Source organism: Rhodospirillaceae bacterium, assembly GCA_002728255.1.
Classification (GTDB): Bacteria; Pseudomonadota; Alphaproteobacteria; order UBA7887; family UBA7887.
Map to the genome: position 1 here is coordinate 1 of PBWV01000003.1, position 12,367 is coordinate 12,367.

The following is a 12,367-nucleotide window of genomic DNA, read 5'->3' on the forward strand; positions in this document are numbered from 1 at the left end:
TGGACCTAAACCCATTGTTTAGGCGTTATGAAATAACTACTGGGATTCTGCCCGTGAATGTGTCGTGAGAGATTACAAAGGTTGTTGAGTAAGTAGACCTAGTTCTTAATTAGAAAACCCAAAATCACTCATCAGAATAGTCTTATCGACAACGTCCATACTGAAGTCGGACCACACCTCTGGATACTCTCGTTTTAATAGTTCCTCCTTTGCCAATCTCTTCTTCAAGATTGAATGGACATGAACACCTCTGAACCGTTTTCCACGCACAGTCAGGTATCCCTTCTTATTTAACCCCTCGGCAATGGCATTAAAGGTCATTCCTTGCTCTCGATACTCAGAGATGGTCTGATAAAGGAATAGTTGGTATGAGGAATAGTGATTTCCAGTGAGGGCAGGGGATCGATAAGTGATGGTGAAGTTGAAGGTTAGGTCAGTATTTTTTAATGCACCCCTACACCGTACAAATGCCACGGTGGAGTAAGTTCCAAAGGACGTATTTTCCCAATTAAGGCATCTTTCATAGGAAAGGTTTGTTGGCCTATGCAGAAACTCATTACCACCAAAAAAATTATTTTTCTATCGGTACTTTTCCTGTTACCCTGCCAGTTTGCTTAATTTCACCATCAAAAATCAATGCTTAAGATACGAGAGGCGATAATGAGGCAGCACAAAAATTTGACTTTGTGTCTGAAAACTAGACTTTTCTAGTCTCGGCACCTGTATTGCAATTTGCAAAACACGGATACTGTAACGTCTAAGATTTAAGCGTTTTGGGGAGGGAAAATTCGTGAATTATATAAATAAACTATTTTCGTATAGCGTAATCATTTTGTCTTTTGTGATCCTGCAGAGTCGAGCTCCGGCAACCGCGGATGATTTTGCGTTTTCATTTGAATGGGGAGATATTCCGAGGTGTACTACTGGGAGCCCTACCGACGTCGACAATCCAATTTTTACTCTATCAAATCTGCCAGCGGGAACGGTCGAGATAGATTTTAAACTTCGTGATCTCGATGCGCCAAGTTGGTTTCATGGAGGTGGAACTATCCAATACGTTGGGGAAGATGTTATCCAACCAGGAGCGTTCAGGTATAAAAGTCCTTGTCCGCCAAGCGGTAAGCACAGGTATCGTTGGAAAGCTACAGCCAAGAATGCAGACGGTGATGTTCTCGCAGAGGCGAAGTCTATAAAGCATTATCCGTAGGCGGTTTTCTGAAATTTTTTGGTTTTAAATGCGATGCGACAGCGGGGCCAAAATTAGTTATGCATTTTCAAAAAACATAACAAAAGGTCAAAGGGCTTAAATGTGCAAACATATCTGAGGAATGTAAATCAAGAGGGTTTATTGGTATTCCCTGATTTCTCTCAATGTGTCATCATTCTCGTATGAAAAACCTGACCGCCACCATCTGCCTAATGATTGCCGTGCTTCTTGGAAGTGCGGGGGTCAGTTGGAGTGCTGATTTCGAAAAATCATTGCGGGTACTCTATGAAGATTTAACGCCCGATCAACGATTAATTATTAAGTCATTACCACTACGGCGTATTGAATATCCTCAACCTGCGGGTACTAAGTATCAAGGTATATTTATAGACAAAGTGTGTGGCGATCAAGGTTACGGTACTGGTGGCATACTCGAATTGGATGATGGCGAGATGTGCTTTGATTTAGAAAATGGTGAGTACGGTTTTGGATGTTTAGAGAGAAGAATTTATTCTGGCGGTAGTGGCGATGTACTGCGTTATGGACCTTGGGTCGGTCGGAATGGTGAATTACGGTTTTTTGATAATGGAGGTTTTGAGGTAATTCCGACAAATAAAGAGATATTCGCTTTGTTCGTTTGCGCTTCCTCTAACGCAGAAATAACCCGCCTATTGCAAAATGCAAAAACAGAGTTTCTTCGACTTGCTAAGAAGGAAGATGCTGCCGCCATGTATAGGTTAGGTTGGTTGGATCAATTTTTACGAAGGAAATTTTCCCGCGCGGCAGAGTGGTACGAAAAATCGATGTATCTAGGTAACAAAAATTCGAAAGAGGCACTTAGCATGATGTGCAACGATGCCAATGGGGACAAAAATGGCAATTTCCGTTGGGGATCGTTCGCGGATTATCCGGGACGGACAGAGTCGTATGCTGACGTTAAGAGAGTATTACGTCATTGTAATTTTGCGGAAAAATCAGATTAGGTTCCTATAGGACACATACTAAAGGAACACCGATGGATATCTGCGTGGTTGCAATTGAGACATAGGAAATGTTGCTGGGTTGAGACTTGCCCGGCGCTGCGCAAACATCCACCCGTCTCCCACCCAGAACTCCACACGCCCCATTTTCTCTACCCATACCGAATATTCTCTGGCAGAATTTCCCTATGAAACACCTGACCACCACCTTCTGTCTGACGATTACCGTGCTTCTTGGAAGTATTATGTGTATTCAAAATGCATTTGCAAAAGATCTCTTCCTGTATGGCGGAAGCAATCACGATGAGTTTCTTGGGTGTCTAGTTTGTAATGAGTTTGATGGAGATAGTGTATGTAATGGATTTGGTAGATATGGGAATGAGTTTGGATCCAATATGTGGAATGAATTTTCGTCTCCTTATGGAAATGAATTTAGCAGTTGTAGTCCTTGGAACGAATTCTCGACCAGCACATGCGTTCCTGTCTTAGTCGATCAGCAGGGAAATTTTTATGGATACTTTACCACCAATACAGCAAGAACTGACGCCGTAGATTTCGCAGATGCACTATACAGAATATTCAGGGGACATGATGGTGACGTCGAAGCAGTCAGGAAAACGTTGTGTGATTTATTGAATTAATGATTTTTACCAACAGATGATAAAGTGAATGGGTATTTACTACCTCAGTGCGGATTCCATTTTTAGAGAAGGCATGGATGTTGAAAAAGCAGCAGATATGGCAAGGAAAGTTGTGGAAAATATGTATAATTAAGAATTCATATATTAAGTTTTTGTGGGGGTTTAGGAACCCCTATCACCAATATGGACTGTTCTAACATAAACAACCTCTGTCGATTAAAAGCGTTGATTTTCTGCGGTTTTTACCCCTAAAAATACCCTCCGACAGAGTGTCCTGTAGGGTGGTGAGTCTGATATAGAGGATTTATCGGTATTCCCTGATTTCCTCCAATCTGTCATCATTCTCGTATGAAACACCTGACCACCACAGTCTGCCTGATTCTTGCCGTGCTTCTTGGGGGTGGGGGTGGTAAATGTACAATACGAAGGGGCGACTGACATGAACCTTTTTGATGCTGTAAAAGTATGTTTTGTAAAATACACAAATTTTTCTGATAGAGCGTCTAGGTCAGAATTTTGGTTATTTACGTTATTTAACGCTATTGTAAGTTTGATGTTGATGTTTCTTGATCCATTGATCGCAGGGGAGTCGTTCCTGGATTACGATGAAATATTTCCGCCTTTATCTACTATTTTTTTACTGGCCATAATTATTCCAGCGATTTCTGTATCAGTAAGACGCCTTCATGATGTTAACAGATCGGGATGGTGGTTTCTTATCGAATTGACCATCATTGGAGTACTATTCCCGATCCTATACTGGTGCTGCAAGAAAGGGGATGAAGGAGAAAATAGGTTTGGACCTAAACCCATTGTTTAGGCGTTATGAAATAACTACTGGGATTCTGCCCGTGAATGTGTCGTGAGAGATTACAAAGGTTGTTGAGTAGATGAAACATATTCTGGCACCCATGCTCCTACTGGTCTTTCTGTCCCCCGCACTTGTATTAGGTGAAGAGCTTAGGATTGATGATTTGGTTGAGCGAGAAGGTATTTATTACAAAAAATTCAGCGATGTTCCATGCTCTGAGAAGAAAACAAACCAAAGAGAACAAGCCTTGAAGGATTTTGTATTCTATTGTCCTTATGCTGAAAAGGGCGAAAATGAACAGCTGCAGGGCGCGGGTCACATGACGACTGGAGAAAGGGAGGGTCCTTGGATCAAGTATCACGAGAATGGGCAATTAGAAAGCAAAGGATACATAAAGAATGGAATGTTGGAAGGTCCTTGGGTTGGTTATCATAAAAATGGCCAGTTAAGTATTAGAGGCACCTACAAGGACGGGAGGCGAGTGGGGATCTGGATACAATACTATGAAGATGGAACGATACACGAGAAATACACGGGTATTTTCGAGAATGGTGAAAAGGTTAAATAGGGGATGAAACACATCTCCACCCCCGCACCCCTAAGGATTTTCCTGTTCATCAAACTATCCCTTAAACATTGTTGAATCTCGGAATAACAAGATTTTTTTTATTAATTCATTTTTTCTAATGAATAGACTTCATCGATACAATTGAACTTGGTATCCCATGTTTGCATTTCCGCAGATGTCATTAATTCCTGAAATTTTTCCATATCAGTTATGTGAATCATCAAAGCGATCTTCCCCTCCCTTATTATCGCTATATCATAATCAGTAAAAAAATCTCCAACCCTTTCTTTCGTGGCATTAAACATTTCCATATAGTCATCAGTGGTGCCATCAAAAGTTGAAACTACGCATATATTCATAATTTTCTCCTAATTATTAAAATACAGTAGAGTTGTTCGTGAACTAGAGGTTAAATCTACTATTGAATTGTAAAAATGGAATATTGCTCAGAGAATTTCTGATGTCTATGGTGTAGAAGTTGATGTCGGTACAGCGTGAACTACAGTGTTTTAAGTGGACCGGGTCTAAATGGTTGATAGCAAATAATATTATCCCTTTGATTCCAGGTAATTGTGAAAACTACATTGAACCCTTCTTAGGAGGGGGAGCGCTGTTATTGAGTAACGCAAAAAGATTTAAAAGGATTACTGGAGCAGACTTATATCAACCTTTAATAAATCTTTGGAAAGTGCTTAGAGACAAACCTCAGGAAGTTATTGAACGTTATGATGTTTTGTGGGGCAAACTTCGCCAAGAGGTCTTGGAAATTGATTTAGGTAGAGACAAAGGAAAAAACTACCCGAAAATATTCTATAAATGCCGGGAAGAGTTTAACCGAACCAAAGACCCAGCACTTTTGCTCTTTCTATCTAAAACCTGCTTGAATGGAGTAATAAGGTTTTCCAAAGGTGGGCAATTTAACAATTCTTTCCATCATGGAAGACTCGGTCAAAAACCTGAAGCATTTCGCAAATGTGTTATGAATGTCTCACAAGTCATAAAGGGCGTTAATTTTCTTTCCGCAGATGCGTTGGAGATAGTTCAAAATGCCAACGAGAAAGATTTTATCTTTTTAGATCCTCCTTATTTTGCCTCAAAAAATAGATACATCGAGAATTATACACTTGAAAATTTGGAGACACTATTGGAACACCTGAATAGTAAGGGAGCGAAATGGATATGTACCTACGACTCACGGAACGATGTCAAATTAAACCCTAGTTTGTTCCGTCAGCATCTACTGAGTGATGCGTATCAGTCACGGATTAGAAGGACAAGCGGTCAAGGTGTTCAAAGCACTTCGGAATCAATCTACATGAACTATTAGCCGAACGGATAAACTCTGCAATGTTGTCGCAAAGGACAGTAATAGGAAATCTCTTCAGACGGCTGTATTATTGTAACCAGGGAAAAAAGATCTAGTTTTGTCTATCCAAGATGGATTAGTAACCCTAAAACATTACATTTAGTCTTCAATAAGAGGGTATAAGAAAAGTTCCTATGATAAGTGGTATTTAATGTTCACAATAAGGTTATGGCGCGGTAATTTTGATATCAGGAAACGCTATAAGAAAAAAAATCGGATTATCAGTGCAAGTGCCATCATGACAAAGAAGTGTAAAAAAAATACTTTCCACCTGTCCATAAAGGGGAAGTTAGTTAGATGATCCTTAAAAGTCTTGGAATACCTTTTCCAGCTTATAAGCTTCCTAAAATAATCCGCGAGGTAAAAAACACTCGCAAACAATGCCGGTATAATAATTGCCCAGAGTAGGGGTCCTTCCCACCAAATCATTTGTCCAATTCCCACATGTTCCCTGTAGCCCCGGTCCTGCGGGACTGCTCCAATACAAACATTAGCCAGACATTTTCCTGCCAATTAGAGAGTGCTTGATCTGGCAAGATAGCTAATACTACATCATGTATTGAACAATCTACTCCATTCAAGGCAGTATCCAAAGAGCAAGCCACCATATAACAGGTTAAGCCATGCCTTTACGCTTGTCCCGTTGCCGAGTTGGAAGAGCTCCAATGGCCTATTGAGTTTACTAATTTCCTAAGCAGCGTCACGGGATGTCAAAGTTTTCCTTTACTTGGTTATTGATATGTTAATGGGAGCAGGTGTATCAATGTTTTATCGTCGATGTGATAGGCATATTGTTGGGGGTAAATACTAGGGAACGACTTAGGAATAGGTTGTGAGAATAATGAAAAAAATAATTATAATATCTCTACTATTGTGGGCACCTATTGTCACCAAGCCATCAAGTGCTCAGGAAATTGTAAACACTGAATGGGAGGAGAATTTTTTGACTGTAACTTATTCTCCGACAAAAGGGGTTGTAAGTTGTACTGTCTATAGTTCTGAGGGAGCAGGAATTGGTGGATCCGCAGCAATGAGTGTTGGTGGTGTGGCAGTAGTAAGGGTAGAACTGCCTGAAGAATTTGTTAATACAGAACTTAGAATTGAGTGTTCTTCTCCAACCAATGGTTACTGATTGGGGAAGAGAACAATGTAGATTTACAGTAGTACTTTATGGGGTTTTGGAACTCGTTTATAGGATCGCGCTTGCCAACTAAAATATTTTTTAAAATCAAAGAACACAAATTATTCCAAGCTGTGGTGATTGCAGCCATTGTTTTATCAGCTTTGGTCATTGGTGTTTCTACGTTTGAGGTCTCTAGTTCTTACAAAACTATCTTTCAAATCATTGATCTTCTTATAACGATATTTTTTGTTGTTGAGATCAGTATTAGGTATATTGGGGAGCCTCAAAAGCAGTTATTTTTTAAGAGCGGATGGAATATATTTGATACGATTATAGTCCTCATCTCTATTATTCCATTAGGTCCAGATTCTTCTGTTTTATTGCTTAGACTATTGCGGATTTTTCGGGTTCTAAGGTTGATTTCTGCGGTGCCAGAGCTGAAGGAGTTAATTGAGGCGCTGTTTCTTTCGATAAAGAGAGTTTTCTATGTTGCCCTGCTTTTGTTTATCATTCTGTACATTTATGCCTCTTTTGGAGCGATATTATTTGCTGAGGAGGATCCGTTAAGATGGAAAGATTTAGGAATTTCTATGATTACCTTAGTTCAAGTGCTGACATTATCAAGCTGGGAGCAGGTAATGTTGCCACTTCAAAGAACGTTTTGGTGGTCGTGGATATATTTTTATAGTTTTGTTGCTATCGGGTCGATCACTATACTAAATTTGATAGTTGCTGTGCTGGTTGACGTGGTTACATCTCAAAAGAAGAAATTACCCTAATTGAAAAGGAGTGAGTGCGTGCTCTCCGAGATTAGTGCCAACTGCCCGGCAAAAGGTGTTTTCTTTTGTAGAAATTTGATCTTTGGAGGAGCAATGTCCGAGAAGAATTCAGTAGTGAATTACCAGTGGGAGTATAAAACTCTAAGACATGATACCAGCATCATGGGTTATGAAAAGGGTATGAATGACCTAAGTCGGGCAGGTAAGAATGGTTGGGAACTCGTGTCCACAGTTGCAGCCACTAGCCCCACCAATCCAGACACAAAATATCTCTGCCATTATCTTAAAAGAAAAACCGGTATGTTTGTCATAGATCTGGAAGAGGCTAATTAATTGAGTGTCACTGGTCGGGAAGAGAAACATTCGTTTCCTGAAGTGGAATCTGGGTCGTAAACTATTAATACCCGAAATTTGCAGAGCATTGCCGGCGTCGATGGTGGCAAGATAATGAGTTTCACTGGTGGGGATCTGGGCAAAGATTCTCCTGGGAACCTATCGAAAAAGATGTGCACTGCAACCATAAGAGGTCAGATTCTTTCCATAAACTGTGAAACCACAGATCAAGATGGAGACAGCGTTTATAGTTCTTTGTATCGAGATATGAGCAAAGGTCCTAAAGGGGTCAGGAAAGTTCTTGGCGGGACAGGAAAGTATGTTGGCGCAACGGAGGTATAAAATTACGTGGCGGACTTCATTGATGTCTAAGTTGGTATTGCCGTACTTTTGGGAAAATGGAAATAAAAGGTTGGGTTCACGTATGGAATTCAGCGTGTAGGACGTTCTTCATTGGCCTTGTCCTGCACGTTCGACTCTATTGTGAAGATATATTTTCAGAAAATGTGGTCGCGGACTCTGGAAATTTTTGCGACAAGTTTAGTCTTCACACTATAGTTACTCCGCTATCGACTGGTATCACTTGTCCGGTGGTAATAGTTGATTCGTCTCCAGCCAGATATACTGCTAATTCCGCTACATGTATTGGCTCCCCGAGACCAAGCAGATGTGTTTTTGATATTGCTTCGATCTCGGGACTCTGCGCTAAGAGTTTTTTAACCCGGTCTGACAAGGTTACGGACGGAGCAATAGCGTTCACTCTAATTTTATCAGGGGCATATTCCACCGCCATGGACCTAGTGAGAGAGGTGACGGCGCCTTTTGCGGCAGTATAACAATCCCGGCCTGGCAGCGCCATTAGAGCAACATTAGATGACATGTTAATCACTGATCCACCTCCAGATTTCGCAATTTCTGGGATAACAATCTTGGAACAAAGAAATGTGCCAAATAAATCTAGATTAATGCAGCGCCAAAATTCCTCGAAAGGAGCCTCGGTAACAGGGCCATCCTGGAGGGTTGATCCACCAGCATTGTTATGCAGGATATGAAGTGATTTATAGTGTTTGATGGTTTCTTTTACGGCAGCCTTAACGCTCTCAGCATTGGTTACATCAGTTTCAATGAAGATGGCATCACCACCTGCATTTTTCCCTTTGGAACGGGCTGATAAAGCGGCTTCTTCACCTGTAACTTTGTCTATTTCAGCTATAACAACTTTTGCACCCTCTTCCGCGAAGCGTTCTGCAGTCGCACGACCAATTCCGCCTCCACCACCGGTAATGAATGCAACCTTATCGCTTAATCTTGCCATTTTCTTCTTCATATATTTGTATAGTGTATTGCAATTTCCAGAATAATAGCCCTTTGTTTGTGTGTTATGTCAAAGAATTTATCCAAAGATCCCCTATTGGGTTGGTGGTGTGGATGTTCTAATGGTATTAAGGGCCTTCAGAGGCTCAAATGAACTCTGAAGTGGAAGAAATAATATGGAATTCGATGCCTCATCGCGCTTTCAGGACAGTCTTCCCGTCTCTTCGGATCAACTTTTGAGACAGCTACAGCTTTGGGCCATTGACTATAAGTGCCACTATCACGTACCAGTCGGAACGGTCCAACAGTCGAAGCTAATTCAACATCGGTTCTCACAAGTTGGTGGTCGAAGCGGGCATATCAAAAACCTGTACCTTCGGGATAAAAAGAAGAACAACTTTCTAGTAACAGTCCAGCAAGACCGGGAGATTAATCTGAAAGAATTGAAAGATATTATAGGAGCGGGCCGCTTATCATTTGGCTCTCCAGAGCGGTTGATGGAGAATTTAGGTGTGTACCCAGGTGCTGTAACCCCATTTTGTATGATTAATGGTGTAAAGACCGGTGTGAGGTTTTTTCTAGATAATAGTCTACGATTATGCTCTAAAATATATGCTCACCCCTTGGTTAACGATAGAACTCTTGAGGTATCGTTGCGGGATTTAGAAAAATTCTTTGATAGGATCGGTGCACAAATTAATTGGATCAGAGCATAATGCGTTTGGCATTTTGAAGGGTTTGGAGAGCATGGTCATTATAGTGAATGGATATTTCAAAATGCATAGTTATGGAGATGTTGTATGAGCTGTTTATCGCAGTTGAATGTAATTTCGTTTAATAAACGGAATACAGTATCATTCCTACTTTTGCTTGCCTCATTTGTTCTTTTGGTCCTGGGCGTTACACAGCCCATGTTAGAAATTTCGGCAGAGCATGCTGGAAGGGAGTTATTTTCTTATAAGCAATCGATTATAGAGGCAGTCGAGACTTTATACGAGGGGGAAAATTATCTGGTAGCCTTTTTGATCTTATTCTTTAGCGTCATGATACCAGTCTTGAAGGGTATCGTAATCCTTTGGGTATTCTTTTTTGGTACGTTGATCCAAAAAGAAACAGCCCATAGTTTTATCTTCACTATTGGCAAGTGGTCGATGGCAGACGTATTTGCCGTTGGTGTTTTTATTGCTTATTTAGCTAGCAAGGCCTCTGGAATGCTGGATGCAAGGTTAGAGTCGGGATTTTATTTTTTCACAGGATACTGCATTGTGTCACTATTATCGCTGCAGGCTAAAACGCGGCCTACTAAATTGGATAAAAGTTGAGGTGAGAGGGGGATTCCTGGTAAATCTCTGCCGTTATATGCTTTTGCTAGTAAGCAGACTAGATGCCAAAACTACTTTAAGTGTTGAGTGCTTCTCTTTGTCTATAGCGTGCCTCGTTGTGTTCAGTATTGGATCCCCATATTCTTTTCCTGGTGCTGTAGCAGGAGAGTTAGATGGCAAGGGACTGTCCTGTGTTGGAGTGACAGGCTCAACCGAAGATTTATACTATGGGTTTGTATTTAAGAATGGCCGTGTGAAGGCTTTATCGATTGTAAGGGGTCGCCTGTATATCCCCGCGAGCGATGAGGATGTCCCTTATAAATTTGATGGGCAAGACCGAATAGAATGGAGATCGAGGAGTCCTCTTCCTGAGACACGAACTCCGTCAAGTGGTTTTACCCATGTGGTGGACAGGAAGAGTATGAAACATACAGTATTGGGCGAAAAAGGGGGGTTCGAAGGTGGGCTTTGCTTCTTCGACACGGCGGTTGGTGTCAAGGTAGGCTTATTGCAGAGAATAGATATTCCTTAAAGTTGCGGAAGAAGCGTGTCTACGAGCTTAGTTGTGGGAGCAAACCGTTTCCTAGAAGGGTTGCAAAATTGTTTCGAACGAAACCCCGTGAGTTGGGATCTCTCAGGGCGGGAGCCCTGAGAGATGAGCAGTTTCTTACATTTTATTCTTTGCAATTTGCCGTAAGATAGCCGACCCCAACAGTAAAGTCAGAGAGTTCTACCGTATATACGCATGTGGAGGGTGACCCGGCATACTTTCCTGTTCCGCCTGTTCTCTGAAGGGTCCCTTGTTTATTGCCCCCGGACATGTCTCTAGAGACTGTTGTATATTCAATGTCTCCATCTTGATCTTTCCCCTGGCAATGACCTGATATTTTTCCATTGGTTACGTTTACCACGCATTTCAAGCTCGCCTTGTTGCCATTTGAATCTTCGGAATAACCTATAACGGTCGCATTCATAGCATTGGAACCATTATGGGTTGCCACCATGTCCGCATTTTCAAATTTATAGACATTGCGAATAGTATAGTCCGCGGCAGCCATGCTCGAAGACAGACAAACCACAGAAACGATTAGAACTAGGAATCTCATAGTATCTCTCCATGTTTGATTACGAAAACTTTGGCAGATTGCTAATACAAGAGGCAAAACAATCACATTTGGTATTATAAACAGTCACAAATAATTAATAAATATCCAAATAAGTTCCAGGTGTGTAGGGAAAAGTGCAGGGATTGGGTTTGTGGTGTCATCGAATGAGAAAGTTGGGGGCATATGGACCAAGCCATTTCAAAGCTTCTTGCGTTCCTGGATTAATGTCGAGGATACCTTCAGGAAATCTCATCTGAACTATGGGTTGTAGACCTTATGGGCTGGACGATGGTCGCAAAGCATGGATGCACAAAGGAGCCCTTAAGCCCTAACTAGAAAAGCGTTTCTGGAAGTTTTTCGGCTATCTTAAAGAGGTTCTGCTAGGAACACCGGAATTTTCCGAGAGGTTTTGTCTTTGTACTCGTTATAGGGAGAATATGCTTTGGCTGCTTCTTCCCAAAGAGCCTCGCGCTCAGCCTCATCGTTAACTTCCCGTACCCGCATCTTCGTTACTTCAGTCCCATCGCGGATTTCAACCTCAGGGTTTTTCCTAAGATTATATACCCAAGTTGGGTTGTTGGGACGGCCGCCGTAAGACCCAACTAAAATATAATTTGAATCAACTTTTACCCGCATCACTGGAATTTTACGTATGGCCCCAGTCTTGTTGCCTTCATGTGTTATGATTATGCACGGAAGGCCAGTGTCTCGCAGTGTCGTGCCTTTCGTGCCACCGCTACTTTCATATAATTCTACTTGCTCGCGGACCCAGTCTAGGGTGGGTGGAATATAGTTTGCCATCAAAATTCTCTATGCT

At 41.5% G+C, this 12,367-nt stretch carries 20 protein-coding genes; 13 read left to right on the plus strand and 7 right to left on the minus strand.

Going from position 1 to position 12,367, the window contains the following annotated elements; genetic code table 11:
- Positions 1 to 105: 105 nt before the first annotated feature.
- Positions 106 to 474 carry a hypothetical protein gene (locus CMM32_00815; protein ID MBT05450.1) on the minus strand — a complete coding sequence of 123 codons (369 nt, stop codon included), beginning with the start codon at positions 472 to 474 and terminating at the stop codon, positions 106 to 108.
- A gap of 316 nt (positions 475 to 790) precedes the next feature.
- Here CMM32_00815 and CMM32_00820 point away from each other — a divergent pair, with 316 nt between their 5' ends.
- The 5 genes from CMM32_00820 to CMM32_00840 all read left to right on the plus strand — a co-directional run bounded on the left by CMM32_00820 (position 791) and on the right by CMM32_00840 (position 4,207).
- The gene (locus tag CMM32_00820) at positions 791 to 1,207 is read left to right on the plus strand and encodes a phospholipid-binding protein (protein ID MBT05451.1); all 417 of its coding nucleotides are present in this window, start codon (positions 791 to 793) and stop codon (positions 1,205 to 1,207) included.
- A gap of 182 nt (positions 1,208 to 1,389) precedes the next feature.
- The gene (locus tag CMM32_00825) at positions 1,390 to 2,190 is read left to right on the plus strand and encodes a hypothetical protein (GenBank protein MBT05452.1); all 801 of its coding nucleotides are present in this window, start codon (positions 1,390 to 1,392) and stop codon (positions 2,188 to 2,190) included.
- A gap of 242 nt (positions 2,191 to 2,432) precedes the next feature.
- Positions 2,433 to 2,828 carry a hypothetical protein gene (locus tag CMM32_00830; protein ID MBT05453.1) on the plus strand — a complete coding sequence of 132 codons (396 nt, stop codon included), beginning with the start codon at positions 2,433 to 2,435 and terminating at the stop codon, positions 2,826 to 2,828.
- A gap of 439 nt (positions 2,829 to 3,267) precedes the next feature.
- Positions 3,268 to 3,648, plus strand: coding sequence for a DUF805 domain-containing protein (locus CMM32_00835; protein ID MBT05454.1), 381 nt, complete (start codon positions 3,268 to 3,270; stop codon positions 3,646 to 3,648).
- A 70-nt stretch (positions 3,649 to 3,718) separates the two neighbouring features.
- Complete coding sequence (locus CMM32_00840) at positions 3,719 to 4,207, plus strand: hypothetical protein (GenBank protein MBT05455.1); 489 nt, start codon at positions 3,719 to 3,721, stop codon at positions 4,205 to 4,207.
- Positions 4,208 to 4,308: 101 nt separating this feature from the next.
- On the opposite strand, the gene CMM32_00845 is transcribed toward CMM32_00840, so the two are convergent.
- Complete coding sequence (locus CMM32_00845) at positions 4,309 to 4,566, minus strand: hypothetical protein (GenBank protein MBT05456.1); 258 nt, start codon at positions 4,564 to 4,566, stop codon at positions 4,309 to 4,311.
- Between the two features lie 122 nt (positions 4,567 to 4,688).
- Between CMM32_00845 and CMM32_00850 the strand changes: the two genes are divergently transcribed.
- Complete coding sequence (locus CMM32_00850) at positions 4,689 to 5,534, plus strand: hypothetical protein (GenBank protein ID MBT05457.1); 846 nt, start codon at positions 4,689 to 4,691, stop codon at positions 5,532 to 5,534.
- 237 nt (positions 5,535 to 5,771) lie between these two features.
- On the opposite strand, the gene CMM32_00855 is transcribed toward CMM32_00850, so the two are convergent.
- Together CMM32_00855 and CMM32_00860 are read right to left on the minus strand one after the other, a co-directional pair.
- Positions 5,772 to 6,002, minus strand: a complete 231-nt coding sequence (locus CMM32_00855; GenBank protein MBT05458.1) for a hypothetical protein — start codon at positions 6,000 to 6,002, stop codon at positions 5,772 to 5,774.
- Positions 5,999 to 6,181 carry a hypothetical protein gene (locus CMM32_00860; GenBank protein ID MBT05459.1) on the minus strand — a complete coding sequence of 61 codons (183 nt, stop codon included), beginning with the start codon at positions 6,179 to 6,181 and terminating at the stop codon, positions 5,999 to 6,001. Before CMM32_00860 ends, CMM32_00855 begins: the two co-directional genes overlap by 4 nt.
- A gap of 233 nt (positions 6,182 to 6,414) precedes the next feature.
- Between CMM32_00860 and CMM32_00865 the strand changes: the two genes are divergently transcribed.
- The 4 genes from CMM32_00865 (at position 6,415) to CMM32_00880 (ending at position 8,150) form a co-directional block, all read left to right on the plus strand.
- Positions 6,415 to 6,705 carry a hypothetical protein gene (locus CMM32_00865; GenBank protein ID MBT05460.1) on the plus strand — a complete coding sequence of 97 codons (291 nt, stop codon included), beginning with the start codon at positions 6,415 to 6,417 and terminating at the stop codon, positions 6,703 to 6,705.
- A gap of 38 nt (positions 6,706 to 6,743) precedes the next feature.
- Complete coding sequence (locus tag CMM32_00870; protein MBT05461.1) at positions 6,744 to 7,475, plus strand: cation transporter; 732 nt, start codon at positions 6,744 to 6,746, stop codon at positions 7,473 to 7,475.
- Between the two features lie 18 nt (positions 7,476 to 7,493).
- A complete protein-coding gene (locus CMM32_00875) occupies positions 7,494 to 7,808 on the plus strand; it encodes a hypothetical protein (protein MBT05462.1) in 315 nt (104 codons plus the stop codon).
- Between the two features lie 114 nt (positions 7,809 to 7,922).
- Positions 7,923 to 8,150, plus strand: a complete 228-nt coding sequence (locus CMM32_00880; protein MBT05463.1) for a hypothetical protein — start codon at positions 7,923 to 7,925, stop codon at positions 8,148 to 8,150.
- 205 nt (positions 8,151 to 8,355) lie between these two features.
- On the opposite strand, the gene CMM32_00885 is transcribed toward CMM32_00880, so the two are convergent.
- Positions 8,356 to 9,123, minus strand: a complete 768-nt coding sequence (locus CMM32_00885; protein MBT05464.1) for a short-chain dehydrogenase — start codon at positions 9,121 to 9,123, stop codon at positions 8,356 to 8,358.
- A 175-nt stretch (positions 9,124 to 9,298) separates the two neighbouring features.
- Between CMM32_00885 and CMM32_00890 the strand changes: the two genes are divergently transcribed.
- The 3 genes from CMM32_00890 to CMM32_00900 all read left to right on the plus strand — a co-directional run bounded on the left by CMM32_00890 (position 9,299) and on the right by CMM32_00900 (position 10,976).
- Entirely contained in the window at positions 9,299 to 9,838 is a 540-nt protein-coding gene (locus tag CMM32_00890; GenBank protein MBT05465.1) for an aminoacyl-tRNA deacylase, read from the plus strand.
- A gap of 84 nt (positions 9,839 to 9,922) precedes the next feature.
- The gene (locus tag CMM32_00895; protein MBT05466.1) at positions 9,923 to 10,444 is read left to right on the plus strand and encodes a hypothetical protein; all 522 of its coding nucleotides are present in this window, start codon (positions 9,923 to 9,925) and stop codon (positions 10,442 to 10,444) included.
- Between the two features lie 37 nt (positions 10,445 to 10,481).
- Complete coding sequence (locus CMM32_00900; GenBank protein ID MBT05467.1) at positions 10,482 to 10,976, plus strand: hypothetical protein; 495 nt, start codon at positions 10,482 to 10,484, stop codon at positions 10,974 to 10,976.
- 142 nt (positions 10,977 to 11,118) lie between these two features.
- On the opposite strand, the gene CMM32_00905 is transcribed toward CMM32_00900, so the two are convergent.
- Together CMM32_00905 and CMM32_00910 are read right to left on the minus strand one after the other, a co-directional pair.
- On the minus strand, positions 11,119 to 11,550 hold the full coding sequence (locus CMM32_00905) for a hypothetical protein (protein ID MBT05468.1): 432 nt from the start codon (positions 11,548 to 11,550) through the stop codon (positions 11,119 to 11,121).
- Positions 11,551 to 11,916: 366 nt separating this feature from the next.
- Entirely contained in the window at positions 11,917 to 12,351 is a 435-nt protein-coding gene (locus CMM32_00910; GenBank protein ID MBT05469.1) for a nitroreductase, read from the minus strand.
- Between the last annotated feature and the right edge of the window lie 16 nt (positions 12,352 to 12,367).

What these genes read in the sequence shown, in the direction of transcription:
- CMM32_00835 (MBT05454.1), top strand. Translation starts at nt 3,268, where the DNA reads ATGAACCTTTTTGATGCTGTAAAAGTATGTTTTGTAAAATACACAAAT.
- CMM32_00865 (MBT05460.1), top strand. Translation starts at nt 6,415, where the DNA reads ATGAAAAAAATAATTATAATATCTCTACTATTGTGGGCACCTATTGTC.
- CMM32_00860 (MBT05459.1), bottom strand. Translation starts at nt 6,181, where the DNA reads ATGGTGGCTTGCTCTTTGGATACTGCCTTGAATGGAGTAGATTGTTCA.
- CMM32_00845 (MBT05456.1), bottom strand. Translation starts at nt 4,566, where the DNA reads ATGAATATATGCGTAGTTTCAACTTTTGATGGCACCACTGATGACTAT.
- CMM32_00850 (MBT05457.1), top strand. Translation starts at nt 4,689, where the DNA reads ATGTCGGTACAGCGTGAACTACAGTGTTTTAAGTGGACCGGGTCTAAA.
- CMM32_00905 (MBT05468.1), bottom strand. Translation starts at nt 11,550, where the DNA reads ATGAGATTCCTAGTTCTAATCGTTTCTGTGGTTTGTCTGTCTTCGAGC.
- CMM32_00880 (MBT05463.1), top strand. Translation starts at nt 7,923, where the DNA reads ATGAGTTTCACTGGTGGGGATCTGGGCAAAGATTCTCCTGGGAACCTA.
- CMM32_00885 (MBT05464.1), bottom strand. Translation starts at nt 9,123, where the DNA reads ATGGCAAGATTAAGCGATAAGGTTGCATTCATTACCGGTGGTGGAGGC.
- CMM32_00900 (MBT05467.1), top strand. Translation starts at nt 10,482, where the DNA reads ATGCTTTTGCTAGTAAGCAGACTAGATGCCAAAACTACTTTAAGTGTT.
- CMM32_00895 (MBT05466.1), top strand. Translation starts at nt 9,923, where the DNA reads ATGAGCTGTTTATCGCAGTTGAATGTAATTTCGTTTAATAAACGGAAT.
- CMM32_00870 (MBT05461.1), top strand. Translation starts at nt 6,744, where the DNA reads ATGGGGTTTTGGAACTCGTTTATAGGATCGCGCTTGCCAACTAAAATA.
- CMM32_00825 (MBT05452.1), top strand. Translation starts at nt 1,390, where the DNA reads ATGAAAAACCTGACCGCCACCATCTGCCTAATGATTGCCGTGCTTCTT.
- CMM32_00840 (MBT05455.1), top strand. Translation starts at nt 3,719, where the DNA reads ATGAAACATATTCTGGCACCCATGCTCCTACTGGTCTTTCTGTCCCCC.
- CMM32_00855 (MBT05458.1), bottom strand. Translation starts at nt 6,002, where the DNA reads ATGATTTGGTGGGAAGGACCCCTACTCTGGGCAATTATTATACCGGCA.
- CMM32_00910 (MBT05469.1), bottom strand. Translation starts at nt 12,351, where the DNA reads ATGGCAAACTATATTCCACCCACCCTAGACTGGGTCCGCGAGCAAGTA.
- CMM32_00830 (MBT05453.1), top strand. Translation starts at nt 2,433, where the DNA reads ATGTGTATTCAAAATGCATTTGCAAAAGATCTCTTCCTGTATGGCGGA.
- CMM32_00890 (MBT05465.1), top strand. Translation starts at nt 9,299, where the DNA reads ATGGAATTCGATGCCTCATCGCGCTTTCAGGACAGTCTTCCCGTCTCT.